The 16,630-nt window shown below is 40.4% G+C and carries 16 protein-coding genes; 3 read left to right on the top strand and 13 right to left on the bottom strand.

What is annotated here, in order from left to right:
• Positions 1 to 565 precede the first annotated feature (565 nt).
• Complete coding sequence (locus H6G69_RS07780) at positions 566 to 1,054, top strand: NAD(P)H-quinone oxidoreductase subunit N (protein ID WP_190684174.1); 489 nt, start codon at positions 566 to 568, stop codon at positions 1,052 to 1,054.
• A 254-nt stretch (positions 1,055 to 1,308) separates the two neighbouring features.
• Positions 1,309 to 2,559 carry a sensor histidine kinase gene (locus tag H6G69_RS07775; protein WP_190684171.1) on the top strand — a complete coding sequence of 417 codons (1,251 nt, stop codon included), beginning with the start codon at positions 1,309 to 1,311 and terminating at the stop codon, positions 2,557 to 2,559.
• 140 nt (positions 2,560 to 2,699) lie between these two features.
• On the opposite strand, the gene H6G69_RS07770 is transcribed toward H6G69_RS07775, so the two are convergent.
• On the bottom strand, positions 2,700 to 3,527 hold the full coding sequence (locus H6G69_RS07770; protein WP_190684168.1) for an ABC transporter permease: 828 nt from the start codon (positions 3,525 to 3,527) through the stop codon (positions 2,700 to 2,702).
• A gap of 289 nt (positions 3,528 to 3,816) precedes the next feature.
• Here H6G69_RS07770 and H6G69_RS07765 point away from each other — a divergent pair, with 289 nt between their 5' ends.
• Positions 3,817 to 4,356: a DUF3172 domain-containing protein gene (locus tag H6G69_RS07765; protein WP_190684166.1), complete on the top strand. Its 540-nt coding sequence runs from the start codon at positions 3,817 to 3,819 to the stop codon at positions 4,354 to 4,356.
• A gap of 37 nt (positions 4,357 to 4,393) precedes the next feature.
• Here the strand turns inward: H6G69_RS07765 and H6G69_RS07760 are convergent, their stop codons facing one another.
• The 12 genes from H6G69_RS07760 to H6G69_RS07705 form a co-directional block, all read right to left on the bottom strand.
• Entirely contained in the window at positions 4,394 to 5,236 is an 843-nt protein-coding gene (locus H6G69_RS07760; RefSeq protein ID WP_190684163.1) for an AMIN domain-containing protein, read from the bottom strand.
• A gap of 39 nt (positions 5,237 to 5,275) precedes the next feature.
• Positions 5,276 to 5,785 carry a hypothetical protein gene (locus H6G69_RS07755; RefSeq protein ID WP_190684160.1) on the bottom strand — a complete coding sequence of 170 codons (510 nt, stop codon included), beginning with the start codon at positions 5,783 to 5,785 and terminating at the stop codon, positions 5,276 to 5,278.
• A 3-nt stretch (positions 5,786 to 5,788) separates the two neighbouring features.
• Positions 5,789 to 7,972 carry a cation:proton antiporter gene (locus H6G69_RS07750; RefSeq protein ID WP_190684156.1) on the bottom strand — a complete coding sequence of 728 codons (2,184 nt, stop codon included), beginning with the start codon at positions 7,970 to 7,972 and terminating at the stop codon, positions 5,789 to 5,791.
• A gap of 559 nt (positions 7,973 to 8,531) precedes the next feature.
• Positions 8,532 to 9,821: a cation:proton antiporter gene (locus H6G69_RS07745; RefSeq protein WP_190684152.1), complete on the bottom strand. Its 1,290-nt coding sequence runs from the start codon at positions 9,819 to 9,821 to the stop codon at positions 8,532 to 8,534.
• Between the two features lie 148 nt (positions 9,822 to 9,969).
• Positions 9,970 to 10,404, bottom strand: a complete 435-nt coding sequence (locus H6G69_RS07740) for a hypothetical protein (protein WP_190684149.1) — start codon at positions 10,402 to 10,404, stop codon at positions 9,970 to 9,972.
• 63 nt (positions 10,405 to 10,467) lie between these two features.
• Complete coding sequence (locus tag H6G69_RS07735; protein WP_190684146.1) at positions 10,468 to 11,187, bottom strand: GDSL-type esterase/lipase family protein; 720 nt, start codon at positions 11,185 to 11,187, stop codon at positions 10,468 to 10,470.
• Between the two features lie 157 nt (positions 11,188 to 11,344).
• Positions 11,345 to 13,303, bottom strand: a complete 1,959-nt coding sequence (locus H6G69_RS07730; protein WP_190684143.1) for an FHA domain-containing protein — start codon at positions 13,301 to 13,303, stop codon at positions 11,345 to 11,347.
• Positions 13,304 to 13,371: 68 nt separating this feature from the next.
• Positions 13,372 to 13,944, bottom strand: coding sequence for an FHA domain-containing protein (locus H6G69_RS07725; protein ID WP_190684140.1), 573 nt, complete (start codon positions 13,942 to 13,944; stop codon positions 13,372 to 13,374).
• A gap of 130 nt (positions 13,945 to 14,074) precedes the next feature.
• Entirely contained in the window at positions 14,075 to 14,740 is a 666-nt protein-coding gene (gene nfi, locus H6G69_RS07720; RefSeq protein WP_190684137.1) for a deoxyribonuclease V, read from the bottom strand.
• 283 nt (positions 14,741 to 15,023) lie between these two features.
• Positions 15,024 to 15,581 carry a peroxiredoxin gene (locus H6G69_RS07715; RefSeq protein WP_190684134.1) on the bottom strand — a complete coding sequence of 186 codons (558 nt, stop codon included), beginning with the start codon at positions 15,579 to 15,581 and terminating at the stop codon, positions 15,024 to 15,026.
• A 32-nt stretch (positions 15,582 to 15,613) separates the two neighbouring features.
• Positions 15,614 to 15,880 carry a regulatory protein SipA gene (gene sipA, locus H6G69_RS07710; RefSeq protein WP_190684131.1) on the bottom strand — a complete coding sequence of 89 codons (267 nt, stop codon included), beginning with the start codon at positions 15,878 to 15,880 and terminating at the stop codon, positions 15,614 to 15,616.
• A gap of 169 nt (positions 15,881 to 16,049) precedes the next feature.
• Positions 16,050 to 16,565, bottom strand: a complete 516-nt coding sequence (locus tag H6G69_RS07705) for a Coq4 family protein (protein WP_190684127.1) — start codon at positions 16,563 to 16,565, stop codon at positions 16,050 to 16,052.
• Between the last annotated feature and the right edge of the window lie 65 nt (positions 16,566 to 16,630).

Raw genomic sequence — 16,630 nt, 5'->3', positions numbered from 1 at the left:
CTTAAGCAGTTGTTACCACTCAGTATCCCTTAACTAAGACTTTTGCAATACTATCGCTGTAGTATTGTCGCTCAGTTTCTACTTGACGGAATACCTTAAACTATTGTTCAAGGTTTTGCCTGGTGATCCGGGCTACAGAAGTTAATCTAATTTGGAGTTGGGATTTGGCTGTTGTTTAATTAGCCACAGGCTCCTCATTGTACCTCAAGCTTTTTTAGTTTACCAGTCTCTTGTCAACTTAGGTCAGAATCATACGCCTGATTTTTATGTCCAGTCGTAGATTTTAAGTGCTGCAAAGAGAATAGTTTTATTTGGCTGTTTGGTCACAATCTCACATTATAGATGAGATGGTTAATACTTGTCGATAATTTTTTTAAGAACTGGGACTAAACCGGAGTAAGCATAGTCTCTATGCAACGGATAAAGGAAACTTATTGAAGCGAACGACTTGATGAGCTAGGTTTCTAGCAAATTTTAATTTAGTTACTATCTGACGGTAACTTAAATGTTTTACTTAACAGTAAATAATAGAGATATGTAAGTGGGATAGGATAAACAAAAATCTATGGCACTGATTACCACTGGCAATGGTTTAATTCGGGACTTGCAAAAATTTGGCGCGCTTGGTGTGTATGTTCCTTTGGAAGGTGGTTTTGAGGGAAGATATCGCCGTCGGTTGCGTGCAGCAGGGTATGTGACTTTGCATATGAGTGCTAGAGGATTAGGCGATGTAGCTGCCTATTTAACAGGAGTTCATGGGGTTAGACCACCTCATTTAGGAAAGAAAAGTAGTAGTAGCGGTGCTGCGGTGGGTAACGTCTACTATTTACCTCCCATCGTTAACTATCAGCTAGAACAGCTACCTCCTAAATCTAAAGGTTTGGTGTTGTGGATTATTGAAGGGCATATTCTCTCTGACCAAGAAGTGGAGTTTTTAGCCCAACTACCTAATTTGGAACCACGGGTAAAAGTAGTGGTAGAAAGAGGTGGAGATCGCGCTTTCAAATGGAAACCTCTAACAGCTACATTTGCCGTTAGTTCTCAAGCTGTGTAATTTATTGTGTTACAAAAAAGGCGATCGCTACTCTAATTTTTGGGTGCGATCGCCTTTTTTAATAAGCTGCCTGTTTGCTGCTTGTACCCCATCATTACAGTTAACAGTTAACGGATGATGGTACTTGTATGAAATTTTGAACTATCAATTATTAAAAATGTAACAAATATTACGAAATATAAATATTTATGTAGTTTATGAGAGAGCGAATGGGTACTTTAAGGATCACAAGTCTTTAGGGTACGAATAGATTTATGCATACTGTTTTCGAGGCTGATCAACTCTCTTGGTTAATAGTTGGGGAAAATTTCGTCATTTCCTGCTGTTATTTCATAATTAGCAGTGTCATCGCCTATGGTGTTTGGCGTAATCGGCGGGCTGGAGTTGACGCACTGGTAGTGACAGTGGCTGGTATTTTTTGTAGTTGCGCTTTTGGTCACGGCTTTCATGTAGTGGGAATGTTGGGGTTGGTTCATTCACACTTATGGCAAACAGCAGCAGACTTGATTACAGTTGTGATTGCATTACGATTTCTCAGCTTTTACAAAAGTTTTGATTTACTTGCTTGTTTCAGTCAGATATTCGCCTCAAAGATTGAACTGGAGAGCAAAAACGCGCTCTTGGAAAAAGCTATGACAGAACTGAAGCAGATGCAAACTCAGTTAGTGCAACAAGAAAAAATGTCGAGCTTGGGACAACTAGTTGCTGGGGTTGCACATGAAATCAATAATCCAGTTAACTTTATTTATGGCAACTTGAGTCATGTCCAAGAATATGCAGGTTATCTGTTGAGCATTGTCAAAGCTTACCAAGCTCATATTCTGGTTACACCATCGGCAGTTGCAGCACTAACTCAAGAGGTTGATTTAGAATTCCTTCAAGAAGACTTGCCAAAAATTTTAGCTTCTATGAAAATGGGAAGCGATCGCATCCGGCAAATTGTCCTATCCCTCAGAAATTTCTCGCGCTTGGATGAAGCTGAATTAAAAGCGGTGAACATTCATGAAGGAATTGAGAATACACTCATGATTTTGCAACACCGTCTCCAAAAAAAATTAGAATATCCAGAAATTATACTTGTCAGAAATTATAGTAAATTACCTGATGTCGAGTGTTATCCTAGTTCACTCAATCAGGCAATTTTAAATATTCTCACAAATGCCATAGATACACTTGAAGAAAGGATGATTCAAAAATCATCTCCAGAGATTCAAGATAATCCTGCTCAAATTACAATTCGCACTTCTCTCATAGCAGAAAAATGGGTAGAAATTGCCATCCAAGATAATGGGATTGGCATTCCTGAACATCTACAAAAACAAATTTTCGATCCATTTTTCACAACAAAGCCTGTTGGTAAAGGAACAGGAATTAGTATGTCCATTAGCCATCAAATTATTGTCGAACAGCATCAGGGTAAGTTAGCTTGTGCTTCCAATTTTGGTAAAGGAACAGAATTTGTGATTCAAATCCCCTTAAAACAGAAAACTCATGTAATGGTTTAAGGTTTAGCTTGAAATGGACGTGCAGAATTTTATTAGTTGTTGTTCAAGATAGAAATATGTAATTACGAGTAAAGTTGAAATTAGTTGTTTCCTCTGCAGGGAAACAACAAAATTTTGCACCTACACCATAAGCTTTCTCATCAATCTTGTTGGTGCGAAAATTTGTAACTGCCCCAAAACGATAAAGCGATCGCAGTTACTAATAAAATCGGGATACTGTACCAAGGAAATTCTGATAAAGGTGAGTAAACAGCAGCGCGTAAACCAGTGCTGGCGTAAGTTAAAGGCAATAAGTAAACTACACACTTCAACGCTACTGGTAAGGTGCTGGGGTCGAAAAAGGTTGCACCTAAGAAAGACATAGGGACAATCACGAAGTTGTTATATAGTCCCACAGATTCGAGCGATCGCACACTCAAACCAATAATTACCCCTAACCCAGCAAATACGGCACAGTTTAGCACTAACAACAGTAAAAATAAAGGATTGAGAAAATTCCAGTTACCTGTAAATAGCACTGCTACCAAAATTACCGAACCTGAAGTCATCAGCCCCCGCACAATTCCCGCCAACATTTTTCCAATGTGCAGAGCTAATGGATGTACAGGGGTAAGCAACATTTCTTCAAATGTTTTACTAAATAGCCTTTCACCGCAAATCGAAAAAGTTGTCCCACCAAAGCTAATCGTCATCGACGATAAAGCTACCATTCCCGGCAAAATAAATTCTAAGTAGTTATCGTAGTTGCCAGTAATACCTGAGCCTGGCCTTATAGAACTACCAAGTCCCAAACCAAACGCCAATATATATATCAGTGGAGAGACTAAACCTGTTGCAGCAACCTGTGTAATTCTGGAACGTAACTTTAACCACTCTCCCCAGAAAACAGTCAGGCTATCAGCCAGAAACAGTTGAAAGTGTGCTGTTTTAAATTGGATTCCCCTGGTTAAGGACTTTTGAGATGTCACTTTTATTGCAGTTTTTTAGCGAAGTTTTCTATGATATTACTTGATATTTCTTTACATCTCAATGTGCTAGAGGCAGCCAAAATTGCCCAAATAGCCAAAAAAAGTCAACCAAACCTAGCTTTTAGAGCCACTTAGCGTCTATGTTTCATGACGAGTTTTTATCTTAACCTATCAAAAATTAATTAAACAAAAACTGGCAGACAATTATCTTGAAGAATCGGCATACTGAAATAGGGAGAGCCGTTGAAATCGCTCCCTGCTTTCCGAAACGTGAAGGTGTCAAGCAAAAATGAGACGTAAATCTACTGGTAGATCGGCTACAACATCTAAGCCTACAGCTTTCCAACCTTCTTTATTTAACCTCACCACGATCGCCATTTTGGGAGGGGTGTTGGTTTTAGGAATTGGAATTGGGATTGCTTTTAGCTCTACAACCACTTTAACGCCATCAAACGTGGCTTCACGAGAATTTATTGATACAAGAGCGCCAAATCCAGAAATTTGCGTGCAGTACGGTGCTAGTGCAATGGTGATGGATGCCAGATTATTTGTGACATTGAACCCATTCAATGTCTATGTCGCTCAACCAAGTATGCGTCCTGGCTGCGTACTGCGTCAAAATAACTGGGCAATTTTAGAACAGCGAAAACTCGTAACTTCTGAGCAAGTCAGAGAATGTAAAAACCGCTTGAACACTTTTGGTTTTACTGGCAGTTTGGATAGCGACAAACCTGATATTAGGTGTATTTATCAAAACGAGGCCGCGCAAAACTTTTTCACGTCTCAACCTGGGGCAGTTACACAACCGCAAGAAACAGATAGATTTTAGTGTGAGAAGGTGGAAGTCAGATGACTTTTAACTGAACTTAGTACCTGGGTTTGGGCAGAGGTTGACCAAACTCAATTACTTGAACTTGAGGTTCATTAGCTGGATAGTTAGGCAGATTTGAAAGTGTGGGTACAGGAAAATTAGGATTGGCTACAGATGGGATGTTGCTTAAATTATTTGATTGCGTCGGAAAGTTAGGTGGTGGCAGAATGGAATCGCGGATTTGAGAAGGCGCGCTAGGGGCTAGGGGAGGTACAGTAATATAAGGCTGTTGTTGATTAGTGGTAATTGACGGCAAAGTATTAGGCAACTGTAAATAATTTGCACTGGCAGGCAAATTACTACTAGGTGTTGGAGGATAATAGCTATAGGGATTGGGTGATAGAGTATTGATGGCAGGTTGTCTTGTGGCAGCAGAAACAGAGCGACCTGTACTAGAAATGACAGGACGTACTACCCAGCGCGTGGGGTTATAGCGAGAAACAGGTTGTAGTTTGACTTGTTGCGGATCTAAGAAAGTTCCATCTGCTAAATCTAGAACAATGCGAGTGATGCTGGCATTTAATTGAGAAACGCGAATGCGCTGAATCGACCCAGAATAATCTTGTTTAGTAACAACACGGCCCATTTTTGTATCTGGTAGGTCAATCACCAGACGCGGAGGTTGGGAAAGATAAAAGTAGTGAGGAGTTGTACCTGCTGAAAGAGTAAATTCTAATTGGGCAGTTTTGGGATTGAACCGCCAGTTATTCAGTTTAGTGATTGGTGTAGCAGTTATTCCTGGCTCAAAAGTGACTGTCAGGCATAAGCCAAATAAGCTCACACCAATTAATTGTTGACTCCACAGAAAACACTGCCTGGTTTTTGGTCGGATGCACATTGTTTTTATACCTTGTTAAGGTTGAAGTTGTCCGAGATTTTAATGGCTGTTTAACTTCTGTGATTGTTCTGGGATTTGCTGTTGAATGGCAATAAATCTCAGATTTTGAGAAGTTTTATTAAGCGTTAATTGACCTGTTATTTTACCCGGATCTGTCAGTTGCATTTGCATGATAACTGATGGATTTTTGGAAATCTGGGAGTTTGGTTGCTGACAAAGGATTTCTGGTGCAACTGTTCCCGAGAGATTTAACTGTTGGTTTTTTAAGATACCTGTCAGCGAAAGTTGTTTTTTAGTCTCTGCATTAGCATTTTCGGGAAATAAAGCGGCATTTAAATAAATACCTGATTGTTGAATGTTTAACACAAGCGGCGGTAAATTTTGGCAGGTTGGTAAATTTTGGCTTAACTTGAGCTGGTAATTACCGTTAACCACAGGAGGTGCTTGGAGTTTGCTTTCTCCATAGGCGGTAACAATTTTAAACAACAGTAAAACTGCACCTATGGTAACTCCATAGAAGGTTAAGGATTTGAGATTAAGATTATTCATGCTCTAGCTTTTAACTGTTGGTTCTTGATTTCCCACTTCTGGCAGTACGGAAGTAATGTGAGAGGTAACTTGACTATAACGACGAGTAATTAGTAGAGATGAACGGCATTGAATAGCCAGAGCATCTGTATATCTACCTAGAGTTTGACGTTCGATTCCCCAAGCGCGACTAGTTCCGGCAATGGTGAGGTCAACGGCTTGGGAGGCTGTAACTACTGCTTGAATTGGTTCTGTGGATTCAATGGTTTTAATTTCGACGCGATCGCTTACATTGGATGGTAGTTGTTCCATCATTTTTTGTAGTTCATAACTTAATTCCTCTAAGCTGTTGTTTTCGGTCACTACTTGTAAAATCTGCAAGGTACAGGTATCTCGATTAATTAACAGTCTTAAAGCCAAAATTAATGCTAAATCATCGTGAATATTTGCCGAGTAGGGTACTAACAAACTTTCTAGGCGCTCGCCACCACGGTCTACAAATACAGCCACATCTACAGGCGCAGTGCTCAGAATTTGTCCCACTCTCCCACCTAAACGATTGTTACTAAAAGCTGGACGATGCCAACCGACAAGAATTAAATTAGGTTGCTCTAACTTGGCAATTTGGGCTGTTTCCCGTGCCACATTACTTGATATCCGTACAATAGGTTGGACGTGGGAGCGTGTAGTTGCGGGTTCGAGAGTGTTAATTAATTCTTCTAGCTGCTGACGACGCTGAAGGATGAGTCGGTCAGCTTCTACTGGGGTACTTTCAAAGGCGTAGTCTTCTTCTAGTTCAATCAAGCTGAGGGGATTAACTAACCCAGGCTGGCGCTTGTTGATTGCTAAGGCTAGGGCTAATTGCAGCAAACCTTTTTGCGTGCTGGGATTAGCAACAGGTACTAAAATCCGGTAGGCAGAAGATTCGCTAACTGTGGTAATTTCGGCCTCACTTTCTGCTTCTGGGGTTTCGACTACATCCAATTTGATCAGGTGTTTTGGATATGTCCACTCCAGTAAAGGTGAGGTCATAAATGTTGTTACCAATGCCATGATGACTAGCATGGTAAAAACTAAAGGTGAAATTACGCCTAACTCTAAACCAATGTTGAGGACAATTAACTCGGTTAACCCGCGAGTATTCATTAACCAACCGAGTGCGGATGCTTCGCGGTTTTCAATGCCACTCACACGCGCGGCTACATAAGTACCAATATACTTGCCTGCGATCGCCACTAATAAAACTAAGCCGCATAATAACCATAATTCAGGACGGTTTAGCAAGCCAATTTGCGTCCGCAATCCACTGTAAGCAAAGAAAATTGGCAGCAGAAATATCAAAACAAAATCTTCGGTTTTAACCGCTAGTTCTCGAACTAAATCTGCATTTTTCGGCATTGCTGCGCCTAATAAAAATGCGCCAAAAATGAGGTGAATGCCAATTAATTCTGTAATTAATGCTGAAGCAACTACCGCAACATAAATTACCGCTAAAAGTAGTTGGCTTAAGCGTCCTGTGCGGCGGTAGTATGTGGCTAAACGCTGGAGAAACCAACGTCCGACAGTCAACATAAAAGTAATGTAGATGATGCTCTCAAAAATTGTTGGGATGGCGCTAGCAAAGTTACCAGTCCGAGCAACGGCGATCGCTACTGCTAAAACACACCATGCTGTAACATCATCTACAGCCGCACAAGTTAATGCCAATGTTCCTAAACGCGTACCTTGCAAATTATTTTCGGTAATAATCCGTGCCAAAACCGGAAAAGCGGTAATAGACATGGCTGCACCTAAAAATAAGGCAAAAGCCGTAAAAGATACACTGGCATTAGAAACTAAAGGATAGAGCAAGAGAGCTAATAAAGTTCCTAAGGAAAAAGGGACTAAAATGCTGACATGAGAAGTTAAGACTGCTACTTCTAACTGACCACTGAGATATTTAGGATTGAGTTCTAACCCAATCAAAAACATGAAAAATATTAAACCTACCTGCGAGAGAACATTTAAAAACGGTATGGTTTCGGCTGGAAATAAGCTAGTAGCTATGTGGGGAGCAATTAACCCAAATAAAGATGGGCCAAGCATAATCCCAGCCACAATTTCACCGATTACTAATGGTTGATTAATTGATTTGAATGCCAGACCTATCAGCCGGGACAATCCAATCACAATCAGCACCTCAGACAAAACGAGAATAACTGTATGCATGGTTTCCTCTAAATAAATATCTGGGTTCCCTAAGATGATTCTTTAATTAAAGGGAAATTGTCAACCTATCCAGCACATTTAACTTGTGTTTATCTGCGGCTAAGATGTTAATTCTTGTTACGGTAACAGTATATTAAATAACATAGAAATGACCTATATTTAATACTTAATTAGCGACATACTAAATGATAAATCAGTAACAAGTATTAATAATCAATTTTGGATGATCAGTGCTTCAGCCATTTTGGGCAGAAATAAGAAATTCGCTTAAATATTCTTACTTGGATATTTGCTTATTGGATTTATCAACTTTATTCATCTAGAGAGGAAACAGGGAAAATATTTGTGATAACTAATACAATTTAGATAATACTTTTTTGCTTTTCCCTGCTTTTTTATCTCTAAAGATCAACTTTTTTAACTGAGCTTATTGAGTATATCTTGTTTAGGAATGCTATAGAGCTTAAATTACACGATTCATTGACATCTATAGGACTCATATTGGAAAAACAAGATGAATATTGGTAGTAGTCGAGCAAAACCTGATCAGATTTCCTATTTAGATGGGGGATTTTTCATAAGTTGTGCCTTGTAAGAAAATGGCAATTAATGGTGATGCCATGAGGGTAGTCACAATAGCCATAATTACCATGATTGTAAATAAAGTTGGGGTAATAATGCCCTGTTCTAAACCAATATTCAGGATAATTAACTCCATCAAACCCCGAGCATTCATCAGCGCGCCGATAGTTGCAGATTCAGGCCAGTTTTCTCCTGCTAATCTGGCTGCTAACATACAAGCAATACCTTTACCTACAATTGCGATCGCTAAAATAAAAAGTGTAATTAACCATAATCTAGGCGTATTCACTAGACCGATTTGTGTATTGAGTCCCGAAAAAACAAAAAATATAGGCAATAAAAATGTTGTAGTTAAATACTCAGTATATTGGCGAATTTGTTGGGCAAATTCACCGCGTGGCATGACAGCACCTAAGACAAACGCGCCAAAGATTGCATATATGCCGGTGATATCTGTAAACCATGCACAGAACATCAAAATTATTAACAATAATGTCAGAGTTTGTTTACTTACCCCAGCATCTCGTTTAGTTATTTGAGTAAAAAATTTGAGTGCAGGTTTACCCACGAAAAATGCAAATATCACATAACCAATACCCCCACCAATTGCTAAGATCGCAATATTGATAGAGTTTTTCACACTAGCGAGAACAATTGCCAGCAAACACCAAGCTACGCCATCATCTACTGATGCTGCTCCTAAAGCAAGAGTGCCAAAGCGAGTTTTGGCTAAACCTCGTTCGTAAAGGATGCGAGCTAACATAGGAAAGGCTGTAATTGTCATGGATGCACCCATAAATAAAGCTGCTGACCAAGGAACAACCTTTGCTTGAAAAAAATCACCTTGGTTATATATAAAAAAAGAGGCACAAGCTCCTAATAAAAATGGTGTAATAATCCCAGAAGCCGAGAGTATCCCAGCACTTTTAATGTGATGTTTTAAAAGTTGGGTATTAAATTCCAATCCAATTAAGAACATATAAACTACCAACCCAATTTGACTGATAGCATATAAAATCGACATCGAAGGATGGGGAATTTTATCTCCTAATGCAGTCAATATCGGTAGTTTAGGAAAGAGCCATTGCTGAAAACTTGGGGCAATTAAACCTAACAGTGAAGGGCCTAACATGACCCCGGCAATCATTTCACAAACAACATCTGTTTGTTTGAGATAACGTCGCCCTAAAATTGTGACTAAGCGACAAGTGCTTAAAATGACTGTTAGCTGCAAAAATAACTTGACTATTAACTCAAAGTTCGACATTTTTACTTCCCTGATGTGTAGCAAGTATGGCAATCTTAATGCAAGAAAGTAAAAATTAGGAAGATTAATCGTCAAATATTAAATAGTCAAGATTTTTGCCCAGAATATGCGTTTATTTGCAGGTTAATTTAGTTAATTTAAGGCATTGTTATAGCCATTGTCCACCACGAAACCGCCACCGGGGAAAGAGAACTCGCATCAAGCTTTGTGATGTGATAAATACTGCTAGCCAGACAACACTATAATGCAGCAGAAAAGCTTTGACTGAAAGTTCTTCTTTGGGTAGAGGTATGGGTAATAAACCAAATATTTTTGTGCCACAAAATATAAATATTAATTCCCAAATTCCAGCGAACAGCTGATAAGCTGCGGGCCAGTCCCTATCCCAGCGAGATTTTTGCAGATAGTCATACAGCACATCCCAACCTAAGCCAAAGATCGCAACATAGCTTAAAATCCAAAAGTAAACGGAGTTTGCGCCTGGGCCGATTATCCCTATTGCAAAGGGTAATGATACTACTACACCAACAGTGGCTAGTAACAATAATCGGGTTTGCCAACGACCTAATAAGGTGGGAGTCATAAAAATGCTGAGTTATCAGGGATAGGAAAACTGGGCTATGAGCGATCGCTCTTGATGATAAAATCACCTGAGTTGATATTTTGGCTGAGAATGATAAGGTGCTAAAGCTTCCCATTTCAGCACATCGTCTAACAAAGTTTCATAGCCCAAAGTATTAGGATGTAAACCATCTTCACTCATTCTTTGGCGTAACCAAGCTTCACCGCGTCCCTGCCACAAATCAAAAATATCTAAATAAGGAATTTGGCGTTGGTTGCAAGCTAGGCGTGTCACTTCTTTGTAAGTATATTGGTCAGTGTGATTGAAGTAAAAACAATCAAGAAATGGCATCTTAGCTTCATCTACAGGAACCATACCCACAAATAAAACTGGGCAAAGTTGTTGGGACAAATCTAGTAATTTAGCGATATCTGCTTGGAAAACAGCAAAATCTGTGTAATTTTTGCCATTAGCACGACCTAATCGCGCGGAATCATTCACGCCTACTGAAAGAATAATTAAATCTGGCACACGATTGCGCAGTTCGCCACGATGGCGGAATTCTACTTCTAATCGCTGGGCTACCTGTTGTGTGCGATCGCCTCTTACACCTAAATTATATAAAACGTGACCAGGGCTATTGGGTAACATCCACCAGCGGCGCAGTTGTTCAACCCAACCACCGCGTTCTGGGTCGCCAAAGCCGTAAACTATACTATCTCCCAGGGCGACAATCTTCAAAGACTGACATTGACTTGGGGCTACAGACAGTTGCATTGAAGAAGGAGTTTGTAATGTTTGCATCTTAAAAAAGACTATATTTTATATCTTTACAAGATTCTATACATTTCTACACTATTCCAGAGTATATTTTTGTCATTTATAGCAAGTAATAGAGGTGAAAGCAGCTAATTATCTGTGTTTAATGATGAGCTTGTCTCCTCATTGCTCTTTTCATACATTAAGGAGACCGATTGAATACCCATTTCAACCATTGGCTAAAAGAACCAATTCCATTTAAACGATGAACCCCAGGCGCACGCACAGCCGCGAGTCCATCTACTGCAACTAAAACTGCATATTGCAAACCCAGAAAACTATCAACAGCCGCATAAGGGCCACCCAAAGTAATAGCACCCGCCGCATACATTTGACCTTTGGTATTTCGCATTTCTACCAATTCAAAATTGTTAGCCACTACTAACCGTCCCAAGTGATTTAATGGCAGGTTGTAATGCTTGACTAAATCTTCCAGAAGTGGGCTGGCTTGGACTTTGGCATCTAACCCAGTAGCATCAACAATAAAGTCCGCAGTTAATTTCATTTCGCCAAAACCCTTTTCGCGGATATGGGTAATGGTGCGGTTTTGGTTATCGCGTTCTACACTTAGCACTTCCCCAAAGGTGATTTGATACCAACCTTCTCTCAAACCTTCTTCTGTGATGTTTTGCCAGTCGTGGCGGTCTGCGGTAGTTGTACCACCCCAGTCGGTGAGTAAACGTTTACGTTCGTCGGGGCTGGCTTGTTCTAACATGACGCGGAGTTCGCCACCCCAACAGGCTTTGGGCCAGTTAAAAGGTTGAAATTCGTAATGATTTTTGACAGGACGTTGGGCTTTTTGAAATTTGTTGCCTTGGGGTTTAGGCGATCGCATTAAATGTAAAACTGTAATTTTGGGATTTTTTTTCCTCGCTTCATACACTCGCTGAACAATGCGCGAAGCCACAATACCCCTGCCGCGTAGCAATATTGTGCCACCTTGTCTTTCTAATAGTTCGTAAACATGATCGTGTTCTTCGTAAGCATTGACAACCGATTTAAAATCTTGGTATTTTTCGCGGTAAGCTTGCAAATCTGGCAGAAACTGAATTGCTGGATACCCAGTCGCCAAATGTAAATAACGTGTGACTAGAAACGCATAATTACCAGGACTGCGAGAATAGGCAATGCAATATCTCCCATCTTCTGTTTTGCGAATCGCCCTAACTCGTCCATAGCGATAAATTTGTTGCCAACCAATGCGTTTAGCTTCTCTATCTATAGAATTAAATACATTACCCGCCCTGGGTGTATAAGTCTCGGCAAAAGTTGGTTCCGCAAATACCTGCCATAAATATTTAAAGCCTGAATTTATCTGACCTTTACCCAAATCTCGCCATGCTTCTCGTAAGGCATAGCTAGGCCAGCCCCAAATATTATCAGGGCAAGAATCAGAATTAGACCGCAACCTTTCATGTAAAGGAATTTGCGAATTGAGGCATAGTCGCTTATAACGGGCGTAGGGTTCTGCCTCCAAGCCAACAGCCACAATTTTTTCTACCCGAACACCACTAATTCGCAATAAATCCACCCAAATAAAACTACCCAGTCCCGCACCAACCGCGAGATAATCACATTCATCCACTGGTAAACCTGTGGCGTGTAGTGCTTGGATATGTACTTTTTCTTCTGTCTGAAAAAACTGCGGGGGAAAATTGCTACCGATGGGTGTGATGGGTGGTGTGGGCGGTAAGCTAGGGTCGGGATTATTAGTATTGGGGTTAAACTGAATCATCGACGGTGGACTAGTCACTGGTGTAGATGTGTTCACACCAAACATCACCGTGATCATGTAAGGCCCGATTTGTAAGGTATCACCGTTATTTAAAATACTGCGTTGTTGCTTTTGACCATTGACAAACACACCATTAACACTACCTTGGTCAATGACTACCAATTGGTTTTGTTCCAAGTTAATTAAGGCATGGTAGCGAGAAACTTCACTACTATTTAGCAGCATTCTAGAGACACGCTGTCCGCTAAGTTCCGCAGGCAAACGAGCGAATTCTCTGCCAAAGGCTATTGGCGCAGTCAACTGAGGTTCTCGCCGTTCACCTGTTGCGGGGTCTTCCCAACTTAATTGCACTTGTAGGTTAGTCATTGGTCAATGGTCATTTGTCATTACAGAAGTTGCCTATTTCCTACTCCAGACTCCCTATTACCTGTTTTTCAATTTCCTGGTGCTACCAAAACACTCACGGCTGCTGCTAAAGAAGTACCACACCAAGGACAACCAATTTGGAGATGGGTCGGTGGGGATACTTTATGACATTTCGGACACTCTAAGCCATAAACTCCTTGTTGTACAGGAGGTGTTGGTACATAGGCAGGTCTTTGCTGTACTATTGGCTGTTGATATGCGGGGGGTGCGGCAGGTTGGGGTGGTGTAATAATTGTGGCTGGAATACTGTCGATAGTTATAGCACTAACTTTGAGCTGCATTTGACCTAAATGAATGATGCTGCCTTGATGTAAAGGCTTTTCACCTTGGACGAGTTGTTGTCCATCAATTAAGGGGGGATTTTGCGATCGCAGATTTCTGATATAAAAACTATGCTGCTGATGGTGAAAAAAGACTTCAACGTGTAGACCAGATACAGTTGGGTCAGTCAAAACAATATCGCACCGCTGCGGGTCGCGGCCAATGCGAACAGTACCAGGATTTTTGCTGGGCTGTTGTTCGTAAATATTATGGGTTCTTATTTGACCTACATCTTGCCACTGTAGAGTTAGTGCGTTCATTGTTCTAACTTAGATCACTTGTATTTTGCTACTTCACGTTTTCTCTGTGCGATTCCTAACACGACTAACTAGGTGTAAGCAAGTATTAAGTAGAAAACTTCAAACAAGCATCACATTAACCTTTCTCAAGCTATCTGTTAGAAGCTAATTTATCAGCTATGCGCGTAGTTTCTGGCAGACGATATTTTGGTGTACAGTGCAACACATAATCCAAAGCTGTAGGTAGGCTGATTCTGTGGCCACTAGAAATATACAAAGGTTTAACCCCCAAGCGGGTTCGTAAAACTGCGCCAATGGTTTCACCTTGGTGTATTAACGGTTGCCAACTGCCTCTAGTTTCTGCTAATTCTTGATGCTTACCAATAAATAGTGACTTAGCTACACCAATTGTTGGCATATCCAAAATTACCCCTAGGTGGCTAGCTATACCCAATCTTCGAGGATGAGCAATACCTTGACCATCACAAAGAATGATATCTGGTGCTGTTTGAATTTTTGCTAACGCATCCAATACAGCTGGAATTTCTCGAAATGAGAGAAAGCCAGGAATATAAGGAAAGGAAGTCGGACGATGGGCTAATGCCGTCTCAACTACTTGCAAATCAGGAAAACTTAAAACTGCCACTGCTGCTCGGCTAATTGTGCCATCAGCATCAAAACCCATATCCACACCAGCAACATAACGAATCGGTTCGGAAAATCTATCTTCTGTAATTACCTGTTCGCGCAAATTTTCTTGAATTTTGATAGCTTCCTCTACTGTTTGAGGCCAAGCATGAGGTTGGTAAATTTTCATATTTTTTATTTATTTAAAATAATATGGATTGCTAAAACCCAGAGTTAGACAGCAATTCCCAATCCAAAATCTAAAATAGTAGAACCTGAGTTCGGGAGAAACTTTGAGATTGCAGCTAGTACTTTTGCACGTAATTCAAATCTTAGCAATTTGATTTGACGTTATTTTCAGTTGACTATCTATTCTTTGTTGATGCCGAACTCAGGTGAAAAAAAAAGGCGTTACTGTTAGTAACGCTTGTGTTTACTAGCAAAGATGGGCAGAAAGTGTTGGGCGATAATCGCTATGAAGCTGAAGATTGCAATTGATCTAATTTTGCTAGCACTTCTTGACTGTGAACAGATGGGTTGACTTTCACAAAAGTCTCACGCAAGATACCTGCTGGATCAATAATAAAGCTGTGGCGCATAGAGACAAAACCAATCCAAGAACCATAAGCTTTGCTCACCGCACCATTAGTATCAGCTAACAGTGGAAATTTTAACCCTTCGGAATCGCAGAATTCTGCGTGAGAATCTACGTCGTCAGCACTCACACCAATAATCTGAGTATTTTTGTCTAAATATTTGGGTAAGTCTTGCTGAAAACGGCGTGCTTCGATGGTGCAACCAGATGTAAAGTCTTTGGGATAAAAGTAAAGTACAACCCACTTGCCGCGCAAGTCAGAAAGTGCAATTTTGCCATCGCCTGTGTTAGTAGGCAAAGTAAAATCTGGTGCGGGTTGATTGATTGCTGGTAATTTACCACCCAGTGCATTAGCCGCAGGTGAAAAATTTAACCAACTGACAACAGCAAAACAAGTGGTAAATAATATGTTCAAAAAAGTGCGACGAGAAATCATGGTACAAACCAGAATGACAACTTTACATAAGTTTACAATTCTTGGCTGTTGCTCTGATCATTCTGTTGAGATTCACTAGGTGTATCGCTACTTTCGATATATTGGCTATCGAGTAGGAAAGCACCTTTAGCAAAGCGGATACCCCAATATCCACCGGGGCGGCGGTCTATAACTATACCTTCTTCACCCAGTTGAATCACATCTGGGGGGCGCAACATAGGCATAGGGTCGGCGGTTTTGACGTATGGTGGTAATGCCACAACTTTGACTTTACTACCCACAGTGAATTCTTGAGACATAGAAAAAAGTTAGAAGTTTGAATTAACTCCTAACTTTATACTAAAGGGGTTGCCAATTTTGAGAGTAAAAGCTGCTATCTAGTTGGGAAGGAATTTAGGGAATGCGAAAGGAGAAGGAACTTATCTCCTCTCGCTATCTTCTGCAAGGAAGCTTGAGTAAGTCAAAAGTTTATTTGTTGACGGAAAATATTGTTTGTACTTCAGTTAGGGGTAAGTGCCAAACTAATTCTGGTTGCCAAGTGTCGGGGTCAAAGTTAGAGTGACGACCAAGTTGATATGCTTGTTGCAATCTTTTCCATGTAAATTCTTGTCGATAATCGGGATTTTGATAAATAACTTTTAATATTGCTATTCCTAATAGGAAATTGAATACTCCGAATTTCGCTCCTAATAAAAATGCTTGGACTTCTGCTTCCCCAATAGGATCAGCACCATAACCAGTCAAGACATGAACGCCATCATGTAGCTGTTTGCGGCGAAAACCTGTAGTGAAAGGTTGGAGGTTATGTGCATCTAAAAAATCAACCCAAGCTTTACCAAAAGTTCCCCCATTTAAGGAGCGTAATTGTTCTACGTAGACTATTTGTGGGACATTTTTTCCTTGGGCGGCGGTGAAGCAATCGAGTAAATCTAAAAATTTTTGTATATGAGGTGTAGCGTTGCTAGAAATAATGTGAGATTGCATAGTTTAAATTTTTAGTTGAGTTGGGTGAGTAAAACCCACCCTAACTGTTTAAATTTTGGCAATAA

The organism is Nostoc sp. FACHB-110, from assembly GCF_014697425.1.
Lineage (GTDB): Bacteria > Cyanobacteriota > Cyanobacteriia > Cyanobacteriales > Nostocaceae > Nostoc_B.
Note: the sequence above shows the minus strand (reverse complement) of the source record. Positions and strands in the feature narration are given on the sequence as shown.

What these genes read in the sequence shown, in the direction of transcription:
- H6G69_RS07775 (WP_190684171.1), top strand. Translation starts at nt 1,309, where the DNA reads ATGCATACTGTTTTCGAGGCTGATCAACTCTCTTGGTTAATAGTTGGG.
- H6G69_RS07715 (WP_190684134.1), bottom strand. Translation starts at nt 15,581, where the DNA reads ATGATTTCTCGTCGCACTTTTTTGAACATATTATTTACCACTTGTTTT.
- H6G69_RS07750 (WP_190684156.1), bottom strand. Translation starts at nt 7,972, where the DNA reads ATGCATACAGTTATTCTCGTTTTGTCTGAGGTGCTGATTGTGATTGGA.
- H6G69_RS07730 (WP_190684143.1), bottom strand. Translation starts at nt 13,303, where the DNA reads ATGACTAACCTACAAGTGCAATTAAGTTGGGAAGACCCCGCAACAGGT.
- H6G69_RS07725 (WP_190684140.1), bottom strand. Translation starts at nt 13,944, where the DNA reads ATGAACGCACTAACTCTACAGTGGCAAGATGTAGGTCAAATAAGAACC.
- H6G69_RS07755 (WP_190684160.1), bottom strand. Translation starts at nt 5,785, where the DNA reads ATGAATAATCTTAATCTCAAATCCTTAACCTTCTATGGAGTTACCATA.
- H6G69_RS07735 (WP_190684146.1), bottom strand. Translation starts at nt 11,187, where the DNA reads ATGCAAACATTACAAACTCCTTCTTCAATGCAACTGTCTGTAGCCCCA.
- H6G69_RS07740 (WP_190684149.1), bottom strand. Translation starts at nt 10,404, where the DNA reads ATGACTCCCACCTTATTAGGTCGTTGGCAAACCCGATTATTGTTACTA.
- H6G69_RS07780 (WP_190684174.1), top strand. Translation starts at nt 566, where the DNA reads ATGGCACTGATTACCACTGGCAATGGTTTAATTCGGGACTTGCAAAAA.
- nfi (WP_190684137.1), bottom strand. Translation starts at nt 14,740, where the DNA reads ATGAAAATTTACCAACCTCATGCTTGGCCTCAAACAGTAGAGGAAGCT.
- sipA (WP_190684131.1), bottom strand. Translation starts at nt 15,880, where the DNA reads ATGTCTCAAGAATTCACTGTGGGTAGTAAAGTCAAAGTTGTGGCATTA.
- H6G69_RS07760 (WP_190684163.1), bottom strand. Translation starts at nt 5,236, where the DNA reads ATGTGCATCCGACCAAAAACCAGGCAGTGTTTTCTGTGGAGTCAACAA.
- H6G69_RS07765 (WP_190684166.1), top strand. Translation starts at nt 3,817, where the DNA reads ATGAGACGTAAATCTACTGGTAGATCGGCTACAACATCTAAGCCTACA.
- H6G69_RS07705 (WP_190684127.1), bottom strand. Translation starts at nt 16,565, where the DNA reads ATGCAATCTCACATTATTTCTAGCAACGCTACACCTCATATACAAAAA.
- H6G69_RS07745 (WP_190684152.1), bottom strand. Translation starts at nt 9,821, where the DNA reads ATGTCGAACTTTGAGTTAATAGTCAAGTTATTTTTGCAGCTAACAGTC.